Here is a 25407-nt window from a genome sequence, read left to right as displayed (position 1 = left end):
TGGCGGCTAGGGATTTGCCTCATGTCAGCAACTGAAATCGATTTTTACGAACTGCTCGAAGTCAGCCGCGATGCGGATGATCGGACGATCAAATCCGCCTATCGCAAGATGGCGATGAAGTATCACCCCGATCGTAATCCGGGCGATGCTGAGGCAGAGGCGCAGTTCAAGGCGTGTTCGGCTGCCTACGAAGTGCTGAAAGACCCGCAGAAACGTGCCGCCTACGATCGTTATGGCCACGCTGCGTTCCAGCAGGGCGGCATGGGCGGCGGGCCTGGCGGTTTCGGTCAGGGCGATTTTGGCGACATCGGGGATATTTTCGAAACGATCTTCGGTTCGGCTTTCGGTGGTGGTGCTGCACGACAGCAACCGCGCCGTGGGGCCGATCTGCGCTATGACATGGAAATCACGCTGGAAGAGGCGTTTCATGGCAAGACCAGCCAGATAGAGATCGAAGTCAGCCAGACTTGCGATACCTGCAACGGGTCGGGGGCAACCCCCGGCACCGGCACACGCGGCTGCAATTTGTGCGGCGGGATCGGCAAAGTCCGGGCAAAGCAGGGCTTCTTCGTAGTCGAACGTCCATGCCCCAATTGTCACGGGCGCGGCGAAGTGATCGAAGACCCATGCAAGGCCTGTCGCGGCGAAGGCCGGGTCGATATGCCGCAGACCATCGATGTGGAAATTCCGCCGGGTGTCGATACCGGCACCCGCATCCGCCTGTCTGGCAAGGGTGAGGCGGGGCCGCGCGGGGCACCTCCCGGCGACCTGTATATCTTCGTCCATGTGCGTCAGCATTCGGTGTACAGCCGCGATGGCACGACATTGCTAACGCGCATTCCGATCAGCTTCACGACTGCGGCATTGGGCGATACGCTTGAAATTCCCGACCTTGGCGGGGAAAGCCATTCGGTCAAGATTCCGGCGGGCATCCAGTCGGGCAAGCAGTTGCGCGTGCGCGGAGGCGGTATGCCTGTGCTGCAAGGGCGCGGTCGCGGCGATCTGGTGGTCGAAATCGCGGTCGAGACTCCGACCAGATTGAGCAAGGAGCAGAAAGAGCTGCTCGAACAATTCCGCGCGACTGAAACCGGGGACGAATGCCCCGAAAGCCGTGGTTTCTTCGACCGATTGAAAGAAGCGTTCGGCGGATAGATCGCGGACGGCGGCGCAGATTGCGGCGGTTTGTGCCGGATGGCTGTTTTATCGTCGGTCTTCTCCAGTTGGGTGGCTGAACCGGTGGTCTGCCTTTCTGGCCTATCTATCCACCCGTCATTAAGGACGCAGTGAAGCAATCCACGGCGGGAGGGCGATGCTCCTTGTGCCGTTTGGAATGGTGGCGAGGTGCGGTCCATGAATTGCCGCGTCGCCTTCGGCTCCTCGCAATGACGAGGGGCGAGGATCGGGTGGCAAAAACATATGCTTGCCCATGCCGCACAGGCGCTCCCTTGCCCCACCGTCACCCCGGCCTTCGAGCCGGGGTCCAGCTTCTTCGGGCACTGCGCTGGCAGAACAGCGGGGGCCCCGGATCATGTCCGGGGCGACGTTGGGGGGGAATGTGGTGTGTGTGTGTGTCGGCTTGTCGAACCGCTGCATCTGATCTGCTCTTGTGTGTGCAAGTCCTTCGAAGTCGCCGCTTGCTTCGCTCACCCCTCGTCATTGCGAACGCAGTGAAGCAATCCACTGCGAGAGGGCGTTGCTCCGTGTGCCGTTTGCGATGGTGGCGAGGTGCGGTCCATGAATTGCCGCGTCGCCTTCGGCTCCTCGCAATGACGAGGGGCGATGATCGGGTGGCAGAAGCGTGCTCCTGCCAATGCCGCACAGGCGCTCCCTTGCCCCACCGTCACCCCGGCCTTCGAGCCGGGGTCCAGCTTCTTCGGGCACTGCGCTGGCAGAACAGCGGGGGCCCCGGATCATGTCCGGGGCGACGTTGGGGGGGAATGTGGTGTGTGTGTGTGTCGGCTTGTCGAACCGCTGCATCTGATCTGCTCTTGTGTGTGCAAGTCCTTCGAAGTCGCCGCTTGCTTCGCTCACCCCTCGTCATTGCGAACGCAGTGAAGCAATCCACTGCGAGAGGGCGTTGCTCCGTGTGCCGTTTGCGATGGTGGCGAGGTGCGGTCCATGAATTGCCGCGTCGCCTTCGGCTCCTCGCAATGACGAGGGGCGATGATCGGGTGGCAGAAGCGTGCTCCTGCCAATGCCGCACAGGCGCTCCCTTGCCCCACCGTCACCCCGGCCTTCGAGCCGGGGGCCAGCTTGTTCGGGCACTGCGCTGGCAGAACAGCGGGGCCCCGGATCAGGTCCGGGGCGACGTTGGGGGGAAATGTGGTGTGTGTGTGTGTGTCGGCTTGTCGAACCGCTATTTCGCGGCGCGTTCCAGTACTTCTTCTCTGATCCGCTGCACCAATCCGCGATTGGCTTTCAGGCGACCTTCTTCCTCGTCGAGAATGGCGAGAAAGGCGCGGGTTTTGAATGTGGCGCAGTCGCCATCGGCAAACCCGTCCACTGTCGAACAGACCAGATCGATCATCCGTTCGGCCCCATGCAGTCGCCCCCACAGGTAATCGTTTTCGCGATAGGCGCGGGAGAAAAACGCGCCGAAGTTATAGAACTCGGTCCCTCGCAATGTCGCGCGGGTGCCGCCCGTGCGGATCGAGCGGGCATCGTCAGGGCTGATCCGATCTACCTTTACCGCGTCGAATTCTGTCAGCCCTTCGTTGCGGAGCAGTTGCAGCGTGGCCACGTCGTAAAACGGGAAGCCAAGATACGTGAGCAGGATGCGCCGCCGCAATTCCTTGGGCATTGCGTTGAGCGCTGCACAGAGCATTTCCTCCGCCTTCACGTCTGTATCCGGTAGCAGGCGCCGCGTTTCCAGGGCATCGATCACGGCACCCGGTTCCTGCATCACATTGGCAGCGAGCGCCCGGAAATTGCCGCCCAGCGGGGCCATGTCTTCACGTTCGAAATAGAGCGAAAGGATTTCGTAGATCGCTTCCCGCGCAGTTTCGAGCGCATCGTCCGGCATGTCGGGGTCGGCCTCCCACTCACGCGATAGCCGCCGCGCGAGCAGGCGCAGGCGGCGAACGCGAAAGGCGAGATCGTGCGCGCGGAAGAACGCGATTGCTTCGGGCGTGGCCCCTCCGGCGGGATACGACAGCGTATCCAGACCACGGGCAACGAATTCATCGCGCAGCCGGGCAATCACCGGTTCCGGCCCCGGCAGCTTCAGCGATGGAGCGGCATCGTACACCAAGTGCCCCAGCGTCTCGATAATCCCGGCCCGCTTCGCCTGAGCATACGAACTGAAGGCATAACCCGCCTGTTCGGCAGCGGCCTGCTGCGCCTTGGCCCGCCATGCGGCGAGGCGTTTGGGGGTCGGGCGGCTGAAGAACAGAGTTTTGCCGAACAGTTTTTCGACGGCGGCCTCTACCTCAGGGCGCAGGCCGGTGATGATCCGACGGATACGCAACGCTTCGCGCGATTGTTCTTCGATGGCTTCCAGATTGTCGCGGATCGGCTGTTCGCGCGGGATAGTGGACAGCGAACCGAAAATCGCTCCGAAGAACCCCACCGGGCGGTCGATCCGCTCTTCCAGCGATCCAAATCGGTCGGGCCGGGGATCGACATAGACGAAGCGGCGGTCCACTTCGCGCTGCGCCGGGCGAGCGGGCAGCGCGTCTATTGCCCCCTTGAACGGTGCGTTGACCAGCACCGATCCATCGATCAGCGAGACATGCTCGCTATTCCCCTGCCGCACGTGGATCGGCATGATCCGCTCCAGAAACGCATCGCGCCCGTGCCAGATCTGCTCTGTACGCTGGGCCAGTTCGTCGATCTCCTCGATCCGCAGTGGAGGGAACGCGCCGGGAAAACTCGCGGTCGCCCGTGCGGCCAGCGTCAGTTCGAGCGGATCGGCCAGCGAATGTCCGGCATTGCCCGGTGTCTTGGCGCGAAAGGTGATCGGCATACGGTGCTCGCTCTCTTCCGCCACCGGCGGGCTGTGCAGGCGCAGCAGCGAGAGGTAGCCGCGAAAATCGGTCGCCGTCACCATCAGATCGATAGGATGTCCCTGAGGCAACAGAGGTTCTTCCGCCGGGGCAGACTCCATTGCGGAGAGCGCATCGCGCAGCAGTTGAGAAAAACCGATGCCGGAAAACGGCGGTTCGAACCAGCGCCCGCGGATCAGGCGCGAGACTTTGCGACGCACTTCGGTGCGGGTCTCGGGCGCGACGCTTTCCGAAACGGCATTGCCGGGACGGCTGAGCACCCAGCGAACGAACGGTTGCGCCCAGAATTTGGCGAACCGCCAGCCCGGCAGCGCCTCTGGCGCGACGAGTTTATCGACGTCCGCCGTCTCCAGCCACAGCTCTGTCAGCGGTTCGAGGCTTTGCCCCGAATGGATTGCCTGCGCCAGAAAAATCGCGTTGATCCCACCGGCGCTTGCGCCCGTAAGAATATCGGGCAGCACCCGCAGGCGCTGGCCGTGCTGTTGCTCGATAGCGGATAGAAGATCGCGATAGACCGCCTGAACCCCGTCGGTATCCTTGCGCCCAAGGAAGGCGCGGCTTGCGCGGGCAAGATGCCAGATCTCTTTTGTGACACCGTGCATATAGACTGCCAGGCTCACCCCGCCATAACAGACCAATGCGATCCTGAGTTCCTTCTGGTACATGGTTGGCGACTGTGGCGGGCAAATGCGACCAAGGCAATTGCGTTCCACAAATGTTCTGTTTATGCGCGCGATATGGCGAAAGTGAAAAAGCGCTACGTGTGTCAGGCCTGCGGCTCTGTCAGTCATCGCTGGCAGGGGCAGTGCCCCGATTGCGCCGAATGGAACACCTTGGTGGAAGATGCCCCCGCCACCGTGTTTTCGCAGAAGCACGATTTGTCGAGCGGCGGTCGGGCCGTGATGTTCGAATCGCTCGATGCGCCGTCGAAGCCGCTGGTGCGCCGCCCGACCGGGCTGGCCGAATTCGACCGCGCGCTGGGCGGCGGGCTGGTGCCGGGATCGGCGGTGCTGATGGGCGGCGATCCGGGGATCGGCAAGTCCACGCTGCTGCTGCAGTCCGCCGCCACTGTCGCGCGCAGTGGGGCACAGGCGGTCTATGTCAGCGGGGAAGAGGCGGCAGGGCAAGTGCGAATGCGCGCCGCGCGGCTCGGCCTCTCGGATACGCCGATCCGGCTGGCGGCGGCGACTTCGGTGCGCGATATCCTCACAACGCTGGGGCAGGGTGAACCGCCGGCGCTGCTGGTGATCGATTCGATCCAGACCATGCATTCCGACACGATCGAAGGCGCGCCGGGCACAGTCAGCCAGGTGCGCGGCTGTGCGTTCGAACTGATCCGTTATGCCAAGGAAAACGGCGTCGCGCTGGTGCTGGTCGGCCATGTGACCAAGGATGGCACGATTGCCGGGCCGCGCGTGCTGGAACACATGGTCGATGTCGTGATGAGTTTCGAAGGCGAGCGCAGCCATCAGTATCGTATCCTGCGCGCGCTCAAAAACCGCTTTGGCGCGGTGGACGAAATCGGCGTGTTCGCAATGGCGGGCGACGGGCTGGAAGAAGTCGCCAACCCGTCGATGCTGTTCCTGTCTGGGCGGGAAGAGCCGCTGGCTGGCAGCGCGGTGTTCCCCGCGCTGGAAGGGACGCGGCCCGTGCTGGTGGAAATTCAGGCGCTGATCGTGCGATTGCAATCGGGGGCGACTCCGCGCCGTGCGGTGGTGGGATGGGATAACGGCAGGCTGGCGATGTTGTTGGCTGTGCTCGAATCGCGCTGCGGGCTGAACTTCAGCTCGGCGGAAGTCTATCTGAACGTAGCGGGCGGCTATCGCCTTTCCGACCCGGCGGCAGATCTCGCGGTTGCCGCCGCGCTGGTATCGGCGCTGGCCGATAAGCCATTGGCACGGCAGGCAGTATGGTTTGGCGAAGTGTCGCTGGCGGGCGAAGTGCGCCCGGTGGCCCATGCCGGGCTGCGACTGCGCGAATCTGCCAAGCTGGGATTTTCGCTGGGCTGTGGGCCGGGTGAAGTGGAACCCGATTCAGCCGCGCTTAAGTATCGGGGGATAAAGCAGTTATCAAACCTCGTTGACCGGGTTATGGAATAAGCATTACCAGCATTTCGATCGCATGACCGGTTTTGATATCATTGTCCTCATCGTCGTCGGCGTGGCGGCTGTCGGAGGTTTCCTGCGCGGTTTCGTGCAGGAAGTGCTATCGCTGGCATCGTGGGGGCTGGCGATTGTGGCGATTAACACGCTGCACACCCCGGTGTACGAATTCCTCCTCCCTTATGTGAAAACAACGACTGGCGCGGCCACGCTCGCTTTCGCGCTGCTCCTGCTGATCCCCTATGCTGCAATGAAGCTGATCGCCGGCCGGATCGGTGAATCGAGCCGTTCGTCGTTCCTCGGCCCGATCGACCGCGTACTCGGATTTGGTTTCGGCGCGATCAAGGGCGGGATCGTAGTGACATGCGCCTTTGCCTTGCTGGTGCTGGGTTATGATACCGTGTGGGGTGTCGCGGGCAGGCCCGACTGGATTACGCAGGCGCGCACATATCCACTGGTGAATTCCAGTGCAGATGCGCTGGTGAAACTGATTTCGGAACGGCGCGAAGCGCTCGCCACCGCCGATGGCGATCTGCAAACCGATGCTGGCGAGCAGTGACCGCGCGCGGCGGTGGGGCGCTCTATACCCCTGATCTGCTGGCGTTGGCGGTGTCGCTGGCGGAATATCCGCTGTGCGACGATTTGCCGCTGACCGGCGAGGCGCGTTCACGCACTTGCGGCAGCACGCTGGCCGTTGGGCTGGCTTGCGATCCGGTGGGGCGGATCGAGCGGCTGGGCCTGCGTGTGGCCGCGTGTGCGGTGGGGCAGGCAGCGGCGGCGCTGTTCGCGCAGTCGGCAGTTGGCAGCGATGCGTCGCATATCGCCGCGACACTGAGCGAGTTCGAACGCTGGCTTTCGGGCGAAGGGCCACTGCCCGACTGGCCCGATCTGGCCATTCTGGAACCGGCCCGTGCCTATCCGGGGCGGCATGGCGCGATGCTGTTACCGTGGATCGCCGCGCAGGACGCGCTTTCCAAGCTTCCAGCGCGCAGCTAAACCGCCCCTCTGCTTCAAAGGGGGAGCCACAACGGAAATGAGCGACAGCGCAACAGCGACCGTTCACGATCACGAACCGAGCGCCAAAGAAATCCGGCTGGTCATCGCCGCATCGTCGGCCGGTACAGTGTTCGAATGGTATGATTTCTTCATCTACGGAACACTGGCCGCACTGATCGGCAAGGCGTTTTTCCCTGCGGGGAACGAAACGCTGCAATTGTTGCTGGTGTGGGCCGGGTTCGCAGTCGGCTTCGGCTTTCGCCCGTTGGGGGCGATCCTGTTCGGTTTTCTGGGTGACAGGCTGGGGCGCAAATATACCTTTCTGGTGACTGTTACTCTGATGGGGATCGCCACGGCAGGGGTCGGGCTGGTGCCCAATGCGGAAACGATCGGGCTGGTCGCTCCGGCAATCGTAATCCTGTTCCGTATCCTGCAAGGGCTGGCGCTGGGCGGCGAATATGGCGGTGCGGCTATCTATGTGGCCGAGCACGCCCCGCCGGAAAAGCGCGGGTATTACACCAGCTTTATTCAATCGAGCGTAGTTGGCGGGTTCGTGTTGTCGATCATTGTTGTGATCGTGTGCCGCTGGGCGATTCCACCCGAAGAATTCGAAGCGTGGGGCTGGCGTGTGCCCTTCCTGCTGTCGCTGATCCTGCTGGCCATATCGCTGTGGATGCGCCTGAAACTGAGCGAAAGCCCGGTGTTTCGCGCGATGAAGGAAGCAGGCGAAACCGCAGGCAATCCCTTTGTCGAAAGCTTCACCTATCCCGGTAACAAGAAACGGATTTTCGTTGCGCTGTTCGGCATTACCGGGGTGCTGACGACGATCTGGTACACCGCGTTCTTTTCCGGCCTGTCGTTCCTGCGCGGGCCGATGCGGGTGGATGAACAGGTCGTGGAACTGGTGATGCTGATCGCCGGGGCGATTTCGATGGGGTTCTATCTGCTGGTGGGCAAATGGTCCGACCGGGTGGGGCGGAAGAAACCGATTGTGATCGGCGCCGCGCTGTCGCTGTTATTGCTGTTCCCGATATTCTGGGGGATCGGCGCGCTCGCCAATCCGGGGTTGAACAAGGCAGCGGAAGATGCGCCGGTGCTCGTGTCGGGTGCCGATTGCAGCTACGATCCGTTCGCTGATGTGCAGGTGACGCGATGTGGGCGATTGTTGCAGGATCTCACATCGCTTGGCGTACCCTACGATATTGTGGACACGCCGACCGGGTTCGATCCGTCTCAGGCGCAAGGCCGTCTCGACCTGACGATGCAGGTCGGTTTCACGCTCTATCCTCTGGGCGACGGGACGAAGCAGATCGACTGGAACGATCCCGCTGCGCACAAGGCAGCAGTCTGGCAAGCGCTGGAAGAAAACGGCTACGATTTTTCGACGCAGTTTCCGCCATTCGCGCGGCTTGCCGGGATCGTGGCGCTGATCTGCGGGCTGGGGATGCTGTCTGCGCTGACATACGGTTCGGTGGCCGCTCTGCTGGCGGAAATGTTCCCTCCACAGATCCGCTACAGCTCGATGTCGATCCCCTATCATATCGGGGCGGGCTATCTCGGCGGGTTCCTGCCGCTGATCGCCAGTTACATCGTGGCCACCACCGGCAATGCTTATGCCGGATTGTGGTACACCTGGGCCGTCGTCGCATTCGGCTTGATCGTGGCGTGGTGGGGGCTCAGGGGTGGGCCACCGGCGGACTTTGAGTCGTCGGACCATGATCTGCCCGTTTCTGCGAGTAATCCGTGATACCACTTCCGCCGCCTGCCTTGCGGCTGCGTCTCGATAAAGAAGCTCTTGCCGCCAACTGGAGCGCGCTCGACCGGCTGTCGGGCGCGGCGCAGGCGGGGGCGGCGGTGAAGGCCGATGCCTATGGTCTGGGCATCGCGCATGTCGCGCCGGTGCTGGCGGCGGCGGGTGCGCGCGACTTTTTCGTCGCGCACTGGAGCGAAGTGCCCGACCTGATCGCGCATGTCCCGCCCGCTCAGGTCGCGGTGCTGCACGGGCCTATGACCGATGCCGACTGCGCCTTTGCCCGCGCCACGGGGGTCCGGCCGGTGCTCAACAGCATCGATCAGGTCGTGCGCTGGCGCGAAAGCGGGGGAGGCCTGTGCGATGTGATGGTCGATACCGGGATCAACCGGCTCGGCCTGTCTATGGCATCGCTGGGCGATCCGGCGCTGGCGGGTCTGGAAATCGAGACTTTGCTCTCGCACCTGGCCAAAGCGGACGAGGACAGCGCGTTTAACGAAGTGCAGCTCACCCGGTTCAGGGCTGCGTGTGACCGGCTTCCGGCCAGACGGCGGAGCCTTGCGGCCAGTGCAGGTATCGCGCTCGGTAACGATTATGCGTTCGATGTCACGCGGCCCGGTCTGGCGCTCTATGGCGGGGTGCCGCATCCGGCGCTGACCGATGCGATCCGCACCGTTGCCTATCCCGAAGCGGAAGTGTTGCAGACCCGCGAGATCGCCGCAGGCGAAGGGGTGGGGTACAACCACGCGTTCGTTTCTGACAGAGCGATGCGGGTCGGTGTCGTCTCGCTCGGCTATGCTGACGGGTTTCTGCGGTGCTGGGGCGGGCACGCCGTGTTGCGGCATGGCGATGCCGAACTGCCGATGCTGGGCAAAGTCTCGATGGACATGATCGTCGTCGATCTGACCGCCGCGCCCGATGTCCGCGCGGGGGACTGGGTTGCTGTGCCGTATGACTTGCCACATGCATCGCAGGCGACCGGCCTGACGCAATACGAACTGCTCACCACTCTCGGCCGTCGTTTCCAGCGCTGAATGTTTCCAATACTTTGCCGCGCACAATCGCGTGCAGCATTTGTTGCGCTGCACATGCTGCAAATGCTAATAAGTCTTTTGCACGAGAGCAGGAGAGCGAGTCGCGCATGACCAAAAACAGCAGCGACGATGGAATGGTCGTCATCAAGAAATACGCCAACCGGCGGCTCTATAACACGGCGTCTTCCAGCTATATCACGCTCGACGATTTGTCGCAGATGACGCGCGAAGGGATCGATTTCAAAGTGCTCGATGCCAAGTCGGGCGAAGACATCACCCATTCGATCCTGACTCAGATTATCATGGAAGAAGAATCGAACCGCAACGAACAGTTGCTGCCGGTCAGCTTCCTGCGCCAGCTGATCGCGATGTATGGCAATTCGATGCAGACGATGATGCCGAGCTATCTCGAAGCGATGATGGCCAATTTCAGTGAAAATCAGGCCAAGCTTCAGGAGGCGTTCGCGCAGAAGACGGGCGAAAACCCACTCGCCAAACTGGCCGAAACCAACATGGCGATGATGCGCGCCGCGACCGAGGCGTTCATTCCCAAGCCTGCGCCCGCCAAACCCTCCGCCGAAGAGGGCGAAGCCAAGACGGGCGACGAACTGTCCGAACTGCGCGCGCAAATGGCGGCCATGCAAAAGAAGCTCGATCAGCTGGGCAACTGATCGACAGCGGCGGGGCGTTCGCGCAACTCGCCTCTGGACCCATGCCCCTTCGCCCGGCTAGGGCGGCGCCTCCTGAAAACAGACGAAAAGACCAGCCAATTGTCCCAGATTCGCCATGCCCTGTCGGTCAAACGTTCCGACGATTTTGCTCAGTGGTATCAGGAGGTTATCTCCGCTGCCGACCTTGCGGAAGAATCCGGCGTGCGCGGCTGCATGGTTATCAAGCCGTGGGGCTTCGGCATCTGGGAACGGATCCAGCGCCTGATGGACGACCGGATCAAGGCCGCCGGGGTGCAGAACTGCTACTTCCCGATCTTCATCCCGCTGGCGAACTTTACCCGCGAGGCCGAGCATGTCGAGGGTTTTGCCAAGGAAATGGCGGTGGTCACGCACCATCGCCTGATTGCCGATGGCAAGGGCGGGCTGATTCCCGATCCCGCTGCCAAGCTTGAAGAGCCGCTGGTGGTGCGCCCTACATCCGAAACGATCATCGGGGATGCGATGGCGCGCTGGATCCAGAGCTGGCGCGATCTGCCTTTGCTCACCAACCAGTGGGCCAATGTCGTGCGCTGGGAAATGCGTACCCGCATGTTCCTGCGTACCAGCGAGTTCCTGTGGCAGGAGGGTCATACCGCGCACGAGAACCGCGAGGATGCGCGGGCCGAAACGCTCCGCGCGCTGGAGATGTATCGCGCCTGTGTCGAGGATGATCTCGCCATGCCGGTGGTTGCTGGTGAGAAGCCCGAGAACGAGCGGTTCCCCGGTGCGGTCGAAACCTGGTCGATCGAGGCGATGATGCAGGATGGCAAGGCGCTGCAGGCGGGCACCAGCCATTATCTCGGCACCAATTTTGCCGATGCCGCGGGTATCAAATATCAGGACCGCGAAGGCAAAGAGGCGTTGTGCCACACCACCAGCTGGGGTGTTTCCACGCGGCTCGTCGGCGGTGTCATCATGACCCACGGCGACGACGATGGCCTGCGCGTGCCGCCGAAGATCGCGCCGCACCAGATCGTGATCCTGCCGATGCTGCGCGACAAGCCTGAGGACGAGCCGTTGCTGGCCTATTGCGAGGAAGTGCGCGCCGCGCTGGCCGGGCTGTCGGCATTGGGCGAGCCTGTCCGCGTGCTGCTCGACAAGCGTCCGGGCAAGGCTGCGGCCAAGCGCTGGGACTGGGTCCGCAAGGGTGCTCCGGTGATTATCGAGGTCGGTTCGCGCGACATGGAAGGCGGCAAGCTCGCCGTGCTGCGTCGCGATGCGATCTGGAACATGGAAACCGGCAAGAGCGCCTTCACTTACCCGCAGCGGGAAGACTTCATCGCCGGGGCGGCAGACCTGCTGGCAGAAATTCAGCAGGCGCTCTATTCCGAAGCCGCCACGCGGCGCGATGCGAACATCACCCGCGGCGTGACCACGATGGACGAAGTCGCCGCGCACTTTGCCGAGGGTCAGAAGAACCCCGGCTGGGTCGAAGTGCAATGGTCGAAACCGACCGGGGCTGCGCTGGATGCCGTGGTTGAACGGCTCAAGGCGCTTAAGCTGACATTCCGCAATGTGCCGATCGATGCGCCGCCCGCAGACGGCACCTGCATCTTTACAGGCGAGCCGGCGACGGAACGGGTGCTGGTGGCGCGCGCGTATTGAATTGTAGTTCGCTATAGTGAATTATAAAGAACTATAATCAGGTCGTTTGAGGGGGAATAAACGATGTTGGAAGCGATCAAGTATAACCTGTCGCATCTGAGCGATTTCGGGGGGCGACAGGCGCGGCCGCCGTTCTGGTATTGGGTACTGGCGGTGGCCGTACTGAATATCGTTGCGACGATCGTGATCAGCATCCCAATGGCGATGACTGCTGTCGATGCGGCGATTCAGACCGGGCCGGGGGGCGATCAGGCCGCAATAGAAGCGGCGGTCGCGCAAGGCATGTCGGGGCAAGTGGGCATGTTGGTGTGGAGTTCGGTCGCAATCAGCGCGCTGAACGCAATCCTGCTCGGCGCGGCATTTGTCCGTCGTTTGCACGATACCGGTCTGTCGGGCTGGTTTGTATTGTTGCCGCTGGGCTGCCTGCTGGCGAGTGCCGTGATTGCAGTGACCAGTATTCCCGAAACCGTCGCCGCAATGACGCAGGCGGTGACTGCGTCATCGGCAGATGCACTGGAACAGTCACCACAGTCGGGCGCTTTGCAAAGCCTGCTGGGCTGGATGCCGTTGGTTCTGCTGATCGGCTTCGGGGTGCGTAAGTCGCAGCCCGAAACCAACCGCTGGGGCGAACCGCCGGCAGCCTGACCCTTGCCAGCGTCGGGGTCTTGCGCGACAAGTCCTCTATGAAAACAACTCGCTGGACCGCGTCTGCCGCGCTGATCGTTGCCTGTTTCACCGCCGGGCCGCTGGCCGCGCAGGATGGCGCATCGGCGGGGCCAGAGGGGCAGGTTTCCGAGCAACAGTTGCGCGCCAGCGTCGAAACGTTGGTCGGGTTCGGCACGCGGCATACTCTGTCGTCGCAAACCGATCCCCGGCGCGGGATCGGTGCGGCGCTCAACTGGGGCGCGGCTGAGTTCGAACGCTATGCGAAAGCCTGCGGGGGCTGCCTGACTGTGGTGATGCCTGAAACCACTGTGCAGGGACCGCGCGTGCCCGAACCGACCCGGCTGCGTGATGTGATTGCTATCCAGCGCGGCAGCGAACGGCCCAACGAAGTGGTAATCGTTCAAGGGCATATCGATAGCCGGGTGTCCGACGTGATGGACTTCACCAGCGATGCCCCCGGCGCAAACGACGATGGCAGCGGCACCGCGCTGGCGCTGGAAGCGGCACGGGTGCTGTCGCGGCACAGATATCCGACCACTATCGTCTATGCCCTGTTGTCCGGGGAGGAACAGGGGCTGCTGGGCGGCAAGCTACTGGCCGATTATGCCGCCAAACAGGGCTGGACGGTCAAGGCCGTGCTCAACAATGACATCGTTGGCAATTCGTGCGGGTCAGACGGGTTCTGCGATCCGGCGCATGTACGGGTATTCTCCGAAGGGCCGCGCGCCGATCTGGACGACAAGACACGGGCCGCTCAGCGGCGCGACGGAGGCGAGAACGACAGCCCCGGCCGCAATATCTCGCGCTGGCTGGCCGGACTGGCCGCGAGCGATGGCGATGGTTTTGCAGTGCGGCAGGTATGGCGCACAGACCGGATGGGGCGGGGCGGGGACCAGATTCCGTTTCTCGAACACGGCTTTCCCGCAGTGCGCTTCTCCGTCTCGGTGGAGAATTACGACAGGCAGCATCAGGATCTGCGGACGGAAAATGGCACTGTCTATGGCGACACCATCGATGCGATGGATTTTCCCTATCTCGCCAATGTGACCCGGCTGAACGTGCGCGCGCTCGACCGGCTTGCCCGCGCTCCGATGCCGCCCAGCCCGGTGGCGAAGGCCGCTGTGCAGACTTTCACTACAATAAAATGGGATGCTGTGCCGGGTGCGGCAACCTATTCGATATGGCGCCGCCGGTCCGATCAGCCCGCGTGGGAAGCGAAGCCGGTCATCGCCAATGTCGTGGCCACCAGTGCGAAACTGGAAGGTGTGCGTGGCGACGACTGGATTTTCGGTGTCAGCTCGGTTGCGGCCGATGGTAGCGAAAGTCCGGTCGCCAGCGCTGTGCCCGGCGGTGGGTATCACCCGCTGGCAGGGGATGACGCGGAGTAACGAATGGCGTAGGCGGCTGAAATGGCCCGCACTCCCAGACCCAGCACTCCGAAATCCAGCTCTCCCAAATCGCGCCCGTCTTCCCGCCCTCAGCCGGGAATGCCCACGCGCGAACAAGTGATCGAATTCATCCAGACCTCGCCCACCCCGGCGGGCAAGCGTGAAATCGCCAAGGCGTTCGGGCTGAAGGGGCAGGAGAAAATCGCACTCAAGAAACTGCTGAAAGATATGGCCGAAGAAGGGCTGATCGACGGCAAGAAGACCGCCTATCACCGGATGGGCGGAGTGCCCAAAGTGACTGTGTTGCGGGTGCTGGAAATCGAAGATGGCGAAGCTTTCGCGATCCCCGATGCGTGGAGCCCCGACGATGCCAGCCCGCCGCCGCGCCTGCGTGTGGTAGAGGCCAGGGGCAAGAAAGCGCGGCAGGCCGCGTTGAAAGTGGGCGACCGCATCCTTGCTCGCACCGAGGAAACCGGGCGCGGGTGGACGGCCCATCCGATGAAGAAATTGGCCGCCCGCACCGATGGGCTGATGGGCGTAGTGGAAATCGACAAGAGCGGCAAAGGCTGGCTGGCCCCAGTGGACAAGCGGGTCCGCACTTCGTCTCCGATTGCCGATCTGGGCGGAGCGGAGGCCGGGCAACTGGTGATCGCGGAACCGGCGGGCCGTTCGCCGCGTGCCGGGGTGAAAGTGGTGGAGGTGCTGGGCGATCCGCTGGCGCCCAAAGCGTTCAGCCTGATCGCCATCGCCAAGCACGGTATCCCGCATATCTTCCCCGATGATGTGCTGGCCGAAGGCGAACTGGCGGCGAAGCTGCCGCTGTCGCACGACAATCGCGAGGATCTGCGCGATCTGCCGATTGTCGCCATCGATCCCGCTGACGCGCGCGACCACGACGATGCGATCTGGGCCGAACCCGATGGGGAGGGCGGCTATCGCGCAGTGATCGCGATTGCCGATGTCAGCTTCTATGTCCGCCCCGGCAGCAAGCTGGACCGCGAAGCGCGCAAGCGGGGCAATTCGGTCTATTTCCCTGACCGGGTGGTGCCGATGCTGCCCGAAGTGCTCAGCGCCGATGTCTGCTCGCTGAAGGAAGGCGAGGATCGCGCGGCGATGGCATGCCACATCCGTATCTCTCCGCAAGGCAAAGTGACCAAGTGGCGCTTCACCCGCGCTGTGGTCCGCATCGCGCACAATATCGCTTACGAGGATGCTCAGGCGAAGATCGATGCCGGCGAAGCCCCCGAATGGCTGGTAAACCTGTGGGGTGCGTGGAAACTGCTGGCCGATGCGCGGGCGGCGCGCGATCCGCTCGATCTCGACCTGCCCGAACGGCGCGTGGTGCTCGATGAAGCGGGCAAGATCGCGGAAATCGCTGTCCGCGAACGGCTCGACGCGCATCGGGTGGTGGAAGATTTCATGATCGCGGCCAATGTCGCGGCGGCCAAGGCGCTGGAAAGCAAGACTGCGCCCGTGGTCTATCGCATTCACGAACCGCCCAGCCGGGAAAAGCTGATCGCTCTGCGCGATTATATGAAGACTTTCGGCCATAACCTCGCGCTGGGTCAGGTGATTACGCCCAGCCTGTTCAACCGCATGTTGAAAGATGTGGGCGACGACAACGAGAAGGCGCAAGTGATGGAGGCGGTGCTCCGCAGCCAGACGCAGGCGTATTACGGTCCTGCCAATGCCGGGCATTTCGGGCTGGCGCTTGGCTCTTACGCGCATTTCACCTCACCGATCCGCCGTTATGCCGATCTGCTGGTGCACCGCGCGCTGGTCGATGCGTTTCATCTGGAACAGCCTGCGCCGAAGGGGGCGCTGCCACCAGTCTCTGGCTTGTCGGACCGCGACCGGGAAGATCTGTCGAAAGTGTCCGATGCCATCAGTCAGGCAGAGCGGCGCGCGATGGAGGCGGAGCGGGAGACGATCGACCGCTATGTCGCCGCGTGGCTTTCGGGCCGGGTCGGTGAAGTGTTCGACACGCGCATAACCGGGGTGCAGGGCTTCGGCTTCTTCGCCACGATCCTGGGGCTGGGGGGCGATGGGCTGGTGCCTGTATCCACGCTCGGCGGCGAATACTTCGCGTATGACGAGGCGTCGCAGACGCTGATCGGCGGCGACAGCGGCACGAAATATGCGCCGGGGGATAAGCTGAAGCTGCGTCTTGCGGAGGCGAATGCGCTGACCGGGGCGCTCAAGTTCGAACTGCCCGACAGCGAAGGTACTATCGAACCGCGTGGCGGACGGCCCGATCCGAAACGGTCGGGCAAACCAAGGGGCAAACATATGCAGGGCCAGCGCGGGCGGCCGAAGAATATCCGCCATCAGGGGCGCAAACGGTAACGGACGCGCTCTCTAACATTCGGCATTGCGAGGAGCGAGCGGAGTGGCGCGGCAATCCATCGATCTCCCGCCGCCGCCCATTCGCCCGATCCCGCTACGCCAGGCGGTCGATATCCTCTTCCGTGAAGATGCCGGGCACCAGATAGACCGGGCAGGGCAGGGCGCCCGCATGGCCGCTGAAGTAGCTGACCAGTGGGCCCGGCCCGCCCTCTGCCGCGGTGCCCAGCACCAGCGCAGCCACCTCCGGGTGTTCGTCCAGATATTGACGGATAACTTTCTGGGCATCTCCGCTGCGGACAAGGATCGTGGGCATCTTGCCGCTCTCGGCAAAGATACTGCCTGCCGCGCTGTTGGCGATCACTTCGGCGCGGTCGATCGCCTCTTGCTCGATAGTGGCCTGAACGCCGCCGAAGGCATTGAAGTTTTCCCGCGGTACGATTGCCAGAATGTGGACACTGCCGCCCGTCTTCATCGCCCGGCGCGATGCAAAACGCAGCGCCTTTTCCGCTTCGGGCGTTTCGTCCATGATAACGAGATATACGCGCATCGATGCTCCTTCTCTGGCGTGCAGGTATCTGCCGAAATCGTATTCAGGGCAAGAACCTTGCCCCAAACGGCGCGTTGGGCCAAAGCGACGTAACGTAAACCGCATACCAAAGCGAAGGACTGCCAATCCCTATGCCGACGCCGATCAAGATGCCCGCACTTTCCCCCACGATGGAGGAAGGCACTCTCGCCAAATGGCTGGTGAAAGAAGGGGACACCGTTTCCGCTGGCGATATCATGGCCGAAATCGAAACCGACAAGGCGACGATGGAATTCGAAGCGGTTGACGAAGGTACGATTGCAAAGATCGAAATTCCCGAAGGCAGTGAAGGCGTCAAGGTCGGCACAGTGATCGCCCTGCTGGCAGGCGATGGCGAGGATGCAGGCGAAGTGGCTGCCTCTGCCGAACCGGAGGAAGCAGCAGCAGCCCCGGTGCAGAAAGAAGCGCCGAAGAAAGCCGAGCCGAAGAAAACCGATCCAAAGAAAACCGAGTCGGCCCCCGCGAAACAGAGCGAAGCGGTGGCTCCCGCCGCGCGCACTGCGCCTAAGGCCGATGGCGACCGCGTTATCGCCTCGCCGCTCGCCAAACGTATCGCGGAACAGAAGGGAATCGACCTGTCCGCCGTCACTGGCTCCGGCCCCAATGGCCGTATTGTGAAAGCGGATGTCGAAGGGGCCACTCCGGGCACTTCGACAAAGGCGGACAGCGCCAGCGCGCCCTCGCAAGCCACCGCATCGGCCCCCGCGCCGACCGCGACCGCCGCATCGGTGCCCGATTTCGGCATTCCTTACGAAGCGGAAAAGCTCAACAATGTCCGCAAGGTTATCGCGCGCCGCCTGACCGAAGCGAAGCAGACGATCCCGCATATCTACCTCACGGTCGATGTCCGGCTCGATGCTCTGCTCAAGCTGCGCGGGGAACTCAACGCCGCGCTCGAACCGCAAGGGGTGAAGCTGTCGGTCAACGATCTGCTGATCAAGGCGCTGGCCAGGGCGCTGGTGCAGGTGCCCAAGTGCAATGTCAGCTTCGCGGGCGACGAACTGCGGAAATTCAGCCGGGCCGATATCTCTGTCGCAGTCGCTGCGCCCAGCGGGCTGATTACGCCCATCGTTACCGATGCCGGTGCCAAATCGATCAGTGCGATCAGCACGGAGATGAAGGAACTGGCGGGCAAGGCGCGCGACGGGAAGCTGCAGCCGCACGAATATCAGGGGGGCACCGCCAGCCTTTCGAACCTCGGGATGTTCGGCATCAAGCAATTCGATGCCGTCATCAACCCGCCGCAGGGCATGATCCTGGCTGTTGGCGCAGGGGAAAAGCGCCCGTGGGTGATCGACGATGCGCTGGGTGTCGCCACTGTGATGAGCGCCACGGGCAGTTTCGACCATCGCGCCATCGACGGTGCCGACGGGGCCGAACTGATGAAGGTGTTTAAGGAACTGTGCGAGGCGCCGCTGGGGCTGGTGGCATGATCTATCGGACAGCGGCAGTGGTGGCGGGTGCGCTGCTGATTGCCGCCTGTGCCGATAACGCCACGCCGGGCGGCAGCGCATCCGATGCGCCCAGCCAGATCGCGCAAGACCGGCGCGATGCTGCTGCCCTTGCAACAGGCGAGCCGGTTCAGGCGGCGATTTACGGGGAATGGGAAGTCGTCGCGGCACATCTGACCTATCCCGCAGGCAGAGTGCAGGCGTTTGGCGATGCACAACTTGCGGCGATGAAGGGGCTGCGCCTCAGCATCGACCGTGACTCTGCCGGTTGGAGCGGTCCCTTGCTTGCCAGCGATCCCGCCTCCTATTCGTCCTTTCAATTGGTATGTGCCAATCCGGCCCCGAGCGAGAATGGAAACTCTGGCGGGGTCGTGCTGACCTGCGCGGATGGAGAACCATTCGGCCCGCCCGGTATGAATGGAGAGCCGACCTTGCAACTCAAAGGTGACAATACCTTGATCGTTCGCTGGTTCGACGGTGTCACGCTGGAACTGCGGCGCGCATCATGAGCGAGATACGCGATCCCCTCATCCGCGTCACGGCGATGCCGACCGATACCAACCCGTATGACGGGGTGTTCGGCGGCTGGCTGATGAGCCAGATGGCGCTCGGCGCAGGCGCGCTGGCGAGCCGGGTGGGGCAGGGCAAGGCCGTGGTCGTCTCGGCCACCGATTTCGCATTTCCCGGCGCGATGGCAGTGGGCGACGAACTGAGCATATATTGCGATATCCGCGCCACCGGGAATACTTCGCTGACGATCGATGCCGAAGGTATCGCCCGCGAACGCAATGGCGAAGCGACCACCAGAGTGTGCAGCGGGACATTCAAATTCGTGCTGCTCGATGACAACAACCGCCCCCGGGCGGTGGGCGAAGCGGCGCTTTGACGACAGCGTTCCCCCTCTCCCCAACCCCTCTCCCGCAAGGGGAGAGGGGCTTAAAGATGGACCAACCTCCTCTCCCCTCGCGGGAGAGGAAGGGGCCCGCACGCGACAGCGTGTGGGAAGGAGAGGGGGCAGGCGCGACCTTCTCCCTCTGGCGAAACGTATGCGGCGAAAGCCGACCGATGCAGAGCGGCGGCTATGGTCGATGCTGCGCGGCAAACGCATCGATCGCTTTCCTACAGCCCGCTGGCGATGGCATTCTGCCCGCGATGCGTACAACGGCACTTCTTTCGGCGGCTTTCAGCAGTGCGGGCAGGGCGACGCGGCGAAAGTCACACCTGGCGGCGGATCGCGGCCCGGCAAAGTCCACACTCGCGCGCTCCAAAACGGGCGATTTACGGATGCGGGCGGGCGAAAGTCACACTTTTCAAAAATGCATCGAGCGTCACCCGGATGTGTTGCTTTCGATGCGGCGAAATCAGGAAACAGGCAGGAATTGAATGGCTGACCAATATGACGTGATCGTGCTCGGCTCCGGCCCCGGCGGCTATGTCGCGGCGATCCGCTGCGCGCAACTGGGGCTGAAAACGGCGATTGTGGAGCGGGAAAACCTCGGCGGTATCTGCCTCAATTGGGGCTGCATTCCGACCAAGGCGCTGCTGCGTTCGGCGGAGATCCTCCACTATGCCCAACATGCGAAGGATTATGGCCTGAAAATCGCCGGTGCGATCGAGGCCGATCTGGAAGCGGTGGTGAAGCGTTCGCGCGGTGTCGCCAAACAGCTCAATCAGGGCGTGACCCACCTGATGAAGAAGAACAAGATTACCGTCCACATGGGCGAAGGCACTCTGACCGGCCCCACCAGCCTGACCGTGAAGAGCGACAAGGGCGAAGAGAAGCTCACCGCCAAACACGTGATCGTCGCCACCGGCGCCCGTGCGCGTGACCTGCCGTTTGCCAAGGCCGATGGCGAGCGGGTGTGGACCTATCGCCATGCGATGACGCCGAAGGAAATGCCGGGCAAGCTGCTGGTAATCGGCAGCGGCGCAATCGGCATCGAATTCGCCAGCTTCTACAACGATATGGGCGCTGACGTGACCGTCGTCGAAATGCTCGACCGGATCGTGCCGGTGGAAGATGCCGATGTCTCCGCCTTCCTTGAGAAGAGCCTGACCAAACAGGGCATCAAAGTGATGACCGGAGCCGGTGTCGAAGCGATCGACGTCAGCAAGTCGTGCGTGAAAGCGAAGATCAAGGGCAAGGATGGCAAGATCGTCGATGGCGAATTCAGCCATGTGATCGTTGCCATCGGCATCGTGCCCAATACCGAGAATGTCGGGCTGGAGAAGCTGGTCGAGCTTGACCGCGGGTTCATCCAGATCGACCCCTATGGTCGCACGAAGTCAAAGGGTCTGTGGGCTATTGGCGATTGCACGCCCGGCCCCTGGCTGGCGCACAAGGCCAGCCACGAAGGGGTGACCACCGCCGAAGCGATTGCGAAGGAACTGGGCAACAAGGATGTCCATCCCCACCCGCTCGACCGCAACAACATCCCTGGCTGCACCTATTGCCACCCGCAGATCGCCAGCGTCGGCATGACCGAAGCGAAAGCGAAAGAGGCGGGGCATGAGGTGAAGGTCGGCATGTTCCCGTTCATCGGCAACGGCAAGGCCATCGCGCTGGGCGAAGCCGAGGGCTTCACCAAGACGGTGTTCGATGCGAAGACCGGCGAACTGCTCGGCGCGCATATGGTCGGCGCGGAAGTGACTGAGATGATTCAGGGTTTCGTCGTTGGCAAGACGCTGGAAACGACCGAGGCGGAACTGATGCAAACGGTGTTCCCGCACCCGACGATCAGCGAATCGATGCACGAAAGCGTGCTGGCCGCATATGGGCGTGCGCTGCACATCTGATCGGCTGCGCAGCGGCGGGGGAGTGGTGGCGGTGCGGACCCGCCGCCGAGTTCTCCACCCGCGCGCGCTCGATGCACTGGACCGCCTCACCCGCAAAGTGGTGCCGGAACGCAGCGGGTTGTCTTCCACCCATACGCGCGATGTCTATTACGGCTACGATCTGATGGGCCGCCCGCTCTATGCCCGGTTCGACAGCGCCAGCGGCGATGGCATCAGCTTTGCCTACGATGTGCTCGGCCGGATGACCTCGACCACGCAGGCGATGGATGGAGTGAGCAGGGCGATTGCTTCTGCATTCAACACTGCCGGGGCGCGTACAAGCTTGCAGTTCCCAGACGGCAACCTCGTCAACTACAACCGCGACGAATTGAACAGATTGCACTATGCTGCCCTCAACGCCGGGGGCTACCTGTTCTACACGCCGTACAAGGCGGATGGCTTTCTTTCTGAGCTTTACCGCCTGGTCACTTCGACAGCCGCATGGGGGCTAAGCGACGCTAACACCAGATACTAGGCCGTAGCCTCATAACGCGGCGCACCAGATGCGGGTGCATACGAGTTTGACGGCGGCGAGGTAGTTTTCAGGGCACTTATCGTAGCGAGTGACGATGCCTCGGAAGTGCTTGATGCGGTTGAAGAAGCGCTCGACGAGATTGCGCTGCCGGTAGAGCCAGCCTGAGAAGGCAAACCGTTGCTTTGCCTGATCGCGCTGGCGCTGAACGACAGTGGGGATCTGCGGATCGCGGTGCTGAATGTCGAGGCGGCGCGCGCGCAATACCGGATACAGCGTGGGGCCATGCTCCCTGCCGCCGAGGCGATGGGAAGTTATAGCAGGCAGCGCAATTCCGCCGCCGCCCCGATATCCGTGAGGCCGAGCACGCGCTGGTGGCCGCGAATGCCGACGTCGGCGCCGCCCGCGCGGCCTTCTTCCCGCGCCTGTCGCTGACAGCGGCATTCGGGTTTTCGGGCCTCGCGCTCGACAGCCTGTTCAATGGGAGCAGCCGCGCATGGTCGTTCACACCGCAGCTCGCCGCACCGATCTTTCAGGGCGGGCAGCTGCGCGGAAATCTCGATCTGGCCGAGGTCCGCAAGTCGGTGGCAATCGCGAGCTACGAACGCGCGATCCAGTCGGTCTTCCGAGAGGTCGCTGATGGCCTTGCCGGGCGCGCGACCTTCGAGCGGCAGCTAAACGCCCAGCGGCAGGCGGTCGACAGCGCAGCAAGGCGCGTCGATCTTTCCGACCTGCGTTACCGTGCGGGCGTTTACGGACGGATCGAATTGCTCGATGCTCAGCGGGACGACTATGCGGTACGCAGCGCATTGCTTGAACTCGAACGCGAGAACCTGTCGAACGCCATCGGCTTCTACCGCGCTCTTGGTGGCGGCTTGCTGGAATATGGGGCGCAGGAGGAAACGCCATGAGCAAAACTATCGAAACGGAACGGCTTGTCCTGCGAGGGTTTCGCAAGGCAGATGCCGCCGATCTCTTCGCTTACCTGAAGGAGCCTGTGGCGAGCTGTTTCCTGTCGCTGAAGCTGGACAGCCTCGAAGCGGCGCAAGCCGAAGCGGAAAAGCGAAGCCAGAGCGACGAGCACATTGCCGTCTGTCTGAAAGAGGCAGGCCAGATGATTGGCGACCTGTTTGCCATGCCAGAGGAGGATACGGTTTCGGTCGGGTGGAATTTCAACCCTGATTTCGCCGGGCAGGGCTATGCTTACGAGGCGGCTAAAGCCCTGTTTGCCGATCTGTTCATGGCGAGAAACGCGCGGCGGCTCTATGCCTATGTCGAGGACCACAATGCCTCATCGCGGCGTCTGTGCGAACGGCTGGGGATGCGTCAGGAAGGGCTATTCGTGGAGTTCGTGTCGTTCACATCCGACGCCAGCGGAGAGCCGATCTACGAGAACACGATGCAATATGCCATTCTGCGCAAGGAATGGCCGCCAAGCTCACCGATCACGCGCTGAGCCATCGGCTCTGCACCAGAGGCAGAGTGATCGTGACGCGCAAGCCGCCGCTGGCACGGTTCGCCAGCGTCACCGATCCGCCACTGGCCGCGATGGCGCGGCGGGCAATGCCTAGCCCGAGACCGAAGCCCGCGCCGCTCTGGTTCGCCCCCTGCACGAACGGCTGCAGCAGCCGCGCTGCCTCGCCCTCGGCGATGCCCGGTCCCTCGTCATCCACCGTGACGGTGCAGCAGCCTGTGCCAGTGCGCGCAAGTGTGAGGTGGACGGCGAGGCCCTGAGGCGAGAACCGCAAGGCATTGCGCAGGATGTTCTCGAAGGCACGATGAACGAGCTGGCCGCTTCCGAGGATCAGCCACTCATCATCGCTGCTATCCGCAGGTAGCTCGACATTCAGGGTCACGCCCTGAGCCTCGGCTTCGAACTGAGCGTCATTCACTACCAGCCGCAAGACCTCAAGCAGATCGAAATAGTCCTCGCTCGGGCCCGCATCGCTTTCCAGCCGGGCGAGGGTAAGCAGCTCTCCCACCAGCGCGTCGAGATGATCGGCCTCGTGGTCGATGCGATCGAGCGAGGTTTCGAGACGGGCGGGATCGCGGCGTAGCAGGTCAGCGGCCAGCCGCATCCGTGCCAGCGGCGAACGAAGCTCGTGCGAGACATCATGGAGCAGGCGGTCGCGTGCGTCGACGAGTTCCTGAAGCCGCTCGGCCATGGCATCGAAATCGCGGGCCAGATCCGCCACTTCGTCCTTGCGGCGGCCCATCGTCGGCCCGAGCCGGACAGACAAATCCCCCTGCGCGAGCCTGCCGAAGCCCGCCTGCAGGCGATGGATAGGGGAGGTCAGATAGGCCGCCAGCACAGCACTGAAGGCCAGGCCCGCCAGAGCGATGGCGATCAGGTAATCGGGCGGTGCGACGGTGGACACCCAGTCCTCATCGCCATCGGTCAACGGCGGCAGTGCATAGCGCAGGCAATAGTCGTTCGCCGCTCGCGCGATGGCGCGTGGGTCTACCGTGGGGGCGCAGGAATCGCTAGCGAGGGGGTCAGTTGTCAGGCGCTCGCGATAGGCGGCGGGCCAGTTTGCGATCTGCTGTTCCAAGCCGGGCGGGCCGCCCCGCTCCAGCGCATTCGCCGCTGCCTCCACGAGTGCAGTGCCTGCCGCGTGAGGGGGATCCCAGTCAGGTTGATAGGGGAATGGCTGCAGCGACCAGTAGGACCACAGGCCGGTTGTCAGCAGCAGGTAAGCCGCCCAGAACCCCAGCCAGATCTTCCAGAACAACCGGCGCTTCACGGCGCCACCGCCAGACGATAGCCGACGCCGCGAATGGTCTCGATCTCGACCGCGCCATCGCTGGCATGAGCGAGCTTCTGACGCAGATTGCTGACATGGACGTCGATGCTACGGTCGTAGCGCTGTCGTTGCCGACCGAGCGCGGCCAGCGACAACTCGTCCTTGGTCGAAACGATGTCGTCCGCACGCATCAGGGCCTCCAGCAGGGCAAACTCGGTGACGGTCAGCTCGATCGAGCGTCCATCCCACCGCGCATCGCGCCGGGCGGGATCGAGCATGAGTTGGCCGAATGCCAAAGGTCCGATGGCGCCCGGCCCGCCCGTTCGCCGGAGCACCGCGCGCAGCCGGGCAAGCAACTCCCGCGGATAATAGGGCTTGGCGATATAGTCGTCCGCGCCAAGCTCGAGCCCGATCACGCGGTCAATATCGTCACCCCGCGCGGTGAGCATCAGGACGGGAACCTGGCTGGTCTGGCGGATGCGGCCCAGAACCTCGATGCCGTTCATGCGCGGCAGCATGATGTCGAGGATCACCGCCTCAAAGCGCCCGGTCAGCGCCTGCTCAACGCCGTCCTCGCCATTGCCGGCAACGGTGAGCGTAAAGCCCTCAGCGGCGAGATACTCGCATAGCATCGCGCTCAGGTCTGCGTCGTCGTCGATCAGCAGCAGGTTGGTCACATCTCATCCTCTGGTTGCAAACGACGCTGGAAGGTCGCGCG

At 63.0% G+C, this 25407-nt stretch carries 23 protein-coding genes and 1 pseudogene; 19 read left to right on the top strand and 5 right to left on the bottom strand.

Annotated elements, in window-relative coordinates:
• The first annotated feature begins 21 nt into the window (after positions 1-21).
• Positions 22-1152 (top strand): molecular chaperone DnaJ, encoded by a 1131-nt coding sequence (gene dnaJ / locus CV013_RS12745; protein WP_102156076.1) that lies wholly within the window; start codon positions 22-24, stop codon positions 1150-1152.
• A gap of 1204 nt (positions 1153-2356) precedes the next feature.
• Here dnaJ and CV013_RS12740 read toward each other — a convergent pair.
• On the bottom strand, positions 2357-4669 hold the full coding sequence (locus CV013_RS12740; protein WP_102156075.1) for a patatin-like protein: 2313 nt from the start codon (positions 4667-4669) through the stop codon (positions 2357-2359).
• A gap of 72 nt (positions 4670-4741) precedes the next feature.
• Between CV013_RS12740 and radA the strand changes: the two genes are divergently transcribed.
• The 10 genes from radA to rnr all read left to right on the top strand — a co-directional run bounded on the left by radA (position 4742) and on the right by rnr (position 16601).
• On the top strand, positions 4742-6103 hold the full coding sequence (gene radA, locus CV013_RS12735; protein WP_102156074.1) for a DNA repair protein RadA: 1362 nt from the start codon (positions 4742-4744) through the stop codon (positions 6101-6103).
• A gap of 22 nt (positions 6104-6125) precedes the next feature.
• Complete coding sequence (locus CV013_RS12730; protein WP_102156073.1) at positions 6126-6665, top strand: CvpA family protein; 540 nt, start codon at positions 6126-6128, stop codon at positions 6663-6665.
• Entirely contained in the window at positions 6662-7102 is a 441-nt protein-coding gene (locus CV013_RS12725) for an iron-sulfur cluster assembly scaffold protein (RefSeq protein ID WP_190276537.1), read from the top strand. The genes CV013_RS12730 and CV013_RS12725 overlap by 4 nt, the downstream gene beginning before the upstream one ends.
• Before the next feature lie 37 nt (positions 7103-7139).
• The gene (locus CV013_RS12720; protein WP_102156072.1) at positions 7140-8849 is read left to right on the top strand and encodes an MFS transporter; all 1710 of its coding nucleotides are present in this window, start codon (positions 7140-7142) and stop codon (positions 8847-8849) included.
• Positions 8846-9886: an alanine racemase gene (gene alr / locus CV013_RS12715; RefSeq protein ID WP_102156071.1), complete on the top strand. Its 1041-nt coding sequence runs from the start codon at positions 8846-8848 to the stop codon at positions 9884-9886. Before CV013_RS12720 ends, alr begins: the two co-directional genes overlap by 4 nt.
• A 107-nt stretch (positions 9887-9993) precedes the next feature.
• Positions 9994-10557, top strand: a complete 564-nt coding sequence (gene phaR, locus CV013_RS12710; protein ID WP_102156070.1) for a polyhydroxyalkanoate synthesis repressor PhaR — start codon at positions 9994-9996, stop codon at positions 10555-10557.
• 99 nt (positions 10558-10656) lie between these two features.
• Entirely contained in the window at positions 10657-12201 is a 1545-nt protein-coding gene (locus CV013_RS12705; RefSeq protein ID WP_102156069.1) for an aminoacyl--tRNA ligase-related protein, read from the top strand.
• A gap of 63 nt (positions 12202-12264) precedes the next feature.
• The gene (locus CV013_RS12700) at positions 12265-12846 is read left to right on the top strand and encodes a DUF805 domain-containing protein (protein WP_102156068.1); all 582 of its coding nucleotides are present in this window, start codon (positions 12265-12267) and stop codon (positions 12844-12846) included.
• Between the two features lie 38 nt (positions 12847-12884).
• A complete protein-coding gene (locus CV013_RS12695) occupies positions 12885-14255 on the top strand; it encodes a M28 family peptidase (protein WP_102156067.1) in 1371 nt (456 codons plus the stop codon).
• A gap of 21 nt (positions 14256-14276) precedes the next feature.
• Positions 14277-16601, top strand: a complete 2325-nt coding sequence (gene rnr, locus CV013_RS12690) for a ribonuclease R (RefSeq protein ID WP_408057052.1) — start codon at positions 14277-14279, stop codon at positions 16599-16601.
• Between the two features lie 94 nt (positions 16602-16695).
• Here rnr and CV013_RS12685 read toward each other — a convergent pair whose 3' ends face one another.
• Complete coding sequence (locus CV013_RS12685; RefSeq protein WP_102156065.1) at positions 16696-17148, bottom strand: universal stress protein; 453 nt, start codon at positions 17146-17148, stop codon at positions 16696-16698.
• Between the two features lie 131 nt (positions 17149-17279).
• Between CV013_RS12685 and CV013_RS12680 the strand changes: the two genes are divergently transcribed.
• From CV013_RS12680 to CV013_RS12655, 5 genes are all read left to right on the top strand, one after another.
• Positions 17280-18620 (top strand): pyruvate dehydrogenase complex dihydrolipoamide acetyltransferase, encoded by a 1341-nt coding sequence (locus tag CV013_RS12680; RefSeq protein ID WP_102156064.1) that lies wholly within the window; start codon positions 17280-17282, stop codon positions 18618-18620.
• Positions 18617-19147 carry a hypothetical protein gene (locus CV013_RS12675; RefSeq protein ID WP_102156063.1) on the top strand — a complete coding sequence of 177 codons (531 nt, stop codon included), beginning with the start codon at positions 18617-18619 and terminating at the stop codon, positions 19145-19147. The genes CV013_RS12680 and CV013_RS12675 overlap by 4 nt, the downstream gene beginning before the upstream one ends.
• Entirely contained in the window at positions 19144-19524 is a 381-nt protein-coding gene (locus CV013_RS12670) for an acyl-CoA thioesterase (protein WP_102156062.1), read from the top strand. Before CV013_RS12675 ends, CV013_RS12670 begins: the two co-directional genes overlap by 4 nt.
• A gap of 497 nt (positions 19525-20021) precedes the next feature.
• Positions 20022-21434 carry a dihydrolipoyl dehydrogenase gene (gene lpdA / locus CV013_RS12660; RefSeq protein WP_102156060.1) on the top strand — a complete coding sequence of 471 codons (1413 nt, stop codon included), beginning with the start codon at positions 20022-20024 and terminating at the stop codon, positions 21432-21434.
• Between the two features lie 31 nt (positions 21435-21465).
• Entirely contained in the window at positions 21466-21948 is a 483-nt protein-coding gene (locus tag CV013_RS12655; protein ID WP_123639971.1) for a hypothetical protein, read from the top strand.
• Between the two features lie 9 nt (positions 21949-21957).
• Here the strand turns inward: CV013_RS12655 and CV013_RS12650 are convergent.
• Positions 21958-22104 (bottom strand): annotated as a pseudogene (locus tag CV013_RS12650) (IS5-like element ISRhru5 family transposase); the annotation flags it as partial.
• A 75-nt stretch (positions 22105-22179) separates the two neighbouring features.
• Between CV013_RS12650 and CV013_RS16080 the strand changes: the two are divergent.
• Genes CV013_RS16080 through CV013_RS12635 form a run of 3 tightly spaced genes read left to right on the top strand, consistent with a single transcriptional unit; the run spans position 22180 to position 23401 of the window.
• Positions 22180-22380: a hypothetical protein gene (locus CV013_RS16080; protein WP_408057051.1), complete on the top strand. Its 201-nt coding sequence runs from the start codon at positions 22180-22182 to the stop codon at positions 22378-22380.
• A complete protein-coding gene (locus CV013_RS12640) occupies positions 22320-22856 on the top strand; it encodes a TolC family protein (protein ID WP_223805306.1) in 537 nt (178 codons plus the stop codon). Before CV013_RS16080 ends, CV013_RS12640 begins: the two co-directional genes overlap by 61 nt.
• The gene (locus CV013_RS12635) at positions 22853-23401 is read left to right on the top strand and encodes a GNAT family N-acetyltransferase (RefSeq protein ID WP_102156057.1); all 549 of its coding nucleotides are present in this window, start codon (positions 22853-22855) and stop codon (positions 23399-23401) included. The genes CV013_RS12640 and CV013_RS12635 overlap by 4 nt, the downstream gene beginning before the upstream one ends.
• Here the strand turns inward: CV013_RS12635 and CV013_RS12630 are convergent.
• Both CV013_RS12630 and CV013_RS12625 read right to left on the bottom strand, forming a co-directional pair.
• Positions 23391-24689 carry a HAMP domain-containing sensor histidine kinase gene (locus CV013_RS12630; protein WP_102156056.1) on the bottom strand — a complete coding sequence of 433 codons (1299 nt, stop codon included), beginning with the start codon at positions 24687-24689 and terminating at the stop codon, positions 23391-23393. The two genes, CV013_RS12635 and CV013_RS12630, sit on opposite strands and share 11 nt — an antisense overlap.
• Positions 24686-25366: a response regulator transcription factor gene (locus CV013_RS12625; RefSeq protein WP_190276536.1), complete on the bottom strand. Its 681-nt coding sequence runs from the start codon at positions 25364-25366 to the stop codon at positions 24686-24688. The genes CV013_RS12630 and CV013_RS12625 overlap by 4 nt, the downstream gene beginning before the upstream one ends.
• Between the last annotated feature and the right edge of the window lie 41 nt (positions 25367-25407).

Source organism: Tsuneonella flava (assembly GCF_002870965.1).
GTDB lineage: Bacteria > Pseudomonadota > Alphaproteobacteria > Sphingomonadales > Sphingomonadaceae > Tsuneonella > Tsuneonella flava.
This window is presented reverse-complemented; position numbering and strand designations above follow the sequence as displayed.

Coding starts and splice junctions, on each gene's coding strand:
- CV013_RS12670 (WP_102156062.1), top strand. CDS start 19,144: ATGAGCGAGATACGCGATCCCCTCATCCGCGTCACGGCGATGCCGACC.
- CV013_RS12695 (WP_102156067.1), top strand. CDS start 12,885: ATGAAAACAACTCGCTGGACCGCGTCTGCCGCGCTGATCGTTGCCTGT.
- radA (WP_102156074.1), top strand. CDS start 4,742: ATGGCGAAAGTGAAAAAGCGCTACGTGTGTCAGGCCTGCGGCTCTGTC.
- CV013_RS12730 (WP_102156073.1), top strand. CDS start 6,126: ATGACCGGTTTTGATATCATTGTCCTCATCGTCGTCGGCGTGGCGGCT.
- CV013_RS12680 (WP_102156064.1), top strand. CDS start 17,280: ATGCCGACGCCGATCAAGATGCCCGCACTTTCCCCCACGATGGAGGAA.
- CV013_RS12720 (WP_102156072.1), top strand. CDS start 7,140: ATGAGCGACAGCGCAACAGCGACCGTTCACGATCACGAACCGAGCGCC.
- lpdA (WP_102156060.1), top strand. CDS start 20,022: ATGGCTGACCAATATGACGTGATCGTGCTCGGCTCCGGCCCCGGCGGC.
- phaR (WP_102156070.1), top strand. CDS start 9,994: ATGACCAAAAACAGCAGCGACGATGGAATGGTCGTCATCAAGAAATAC.
- dnaJ (WP_102156076.1), top strand. CDS start 22: ATGTCAGCAACTGAAATCGATTTTTACGAACTGCTCGAAGTCAGCCGC.
- CV013_RS12635 (WP_102156057.1), top strand. CDS start 22,853: ATGAGCAAAACTATCGAAACGGAACGGCTTGTCCTGCGAGGGTTTCGC.
- rnr (WP_408057052.1), top strand. CDS start 14,277: ATGGCCCGCACTCCCAGACCCAGCACTCCGAAATCCAGCTCTCCCAAA.
- CV013_RS12675 (WP_102156063.1), top strand. CDS start 18,617: ATGATCTATCGGACAGCGGCAGTGGTGGCGGGTGCGCTGCTGATTGCC.
- CV013_RS12685 (WP_102156065.1), bottom strand. CDS start 17,148: ATGCGCGTATATCTCGTTATCATGGACGAAACGCCCGAAGCGGAAAAG.
- CV013_RS12740 (WP_102156075.1), bottom strand. CDS start 4,669: ATGTACCAGAAGGAACTCAGGATCGCATTGGTCTGTTATGGCGGGGTG.
- CV013_RS12700 (WP_102156068.1), top strand. CDS start 12,265: ATGTTGGAAGCGATCAAGTATAACCTGTCGCATCTGAGCGATTTCGGG.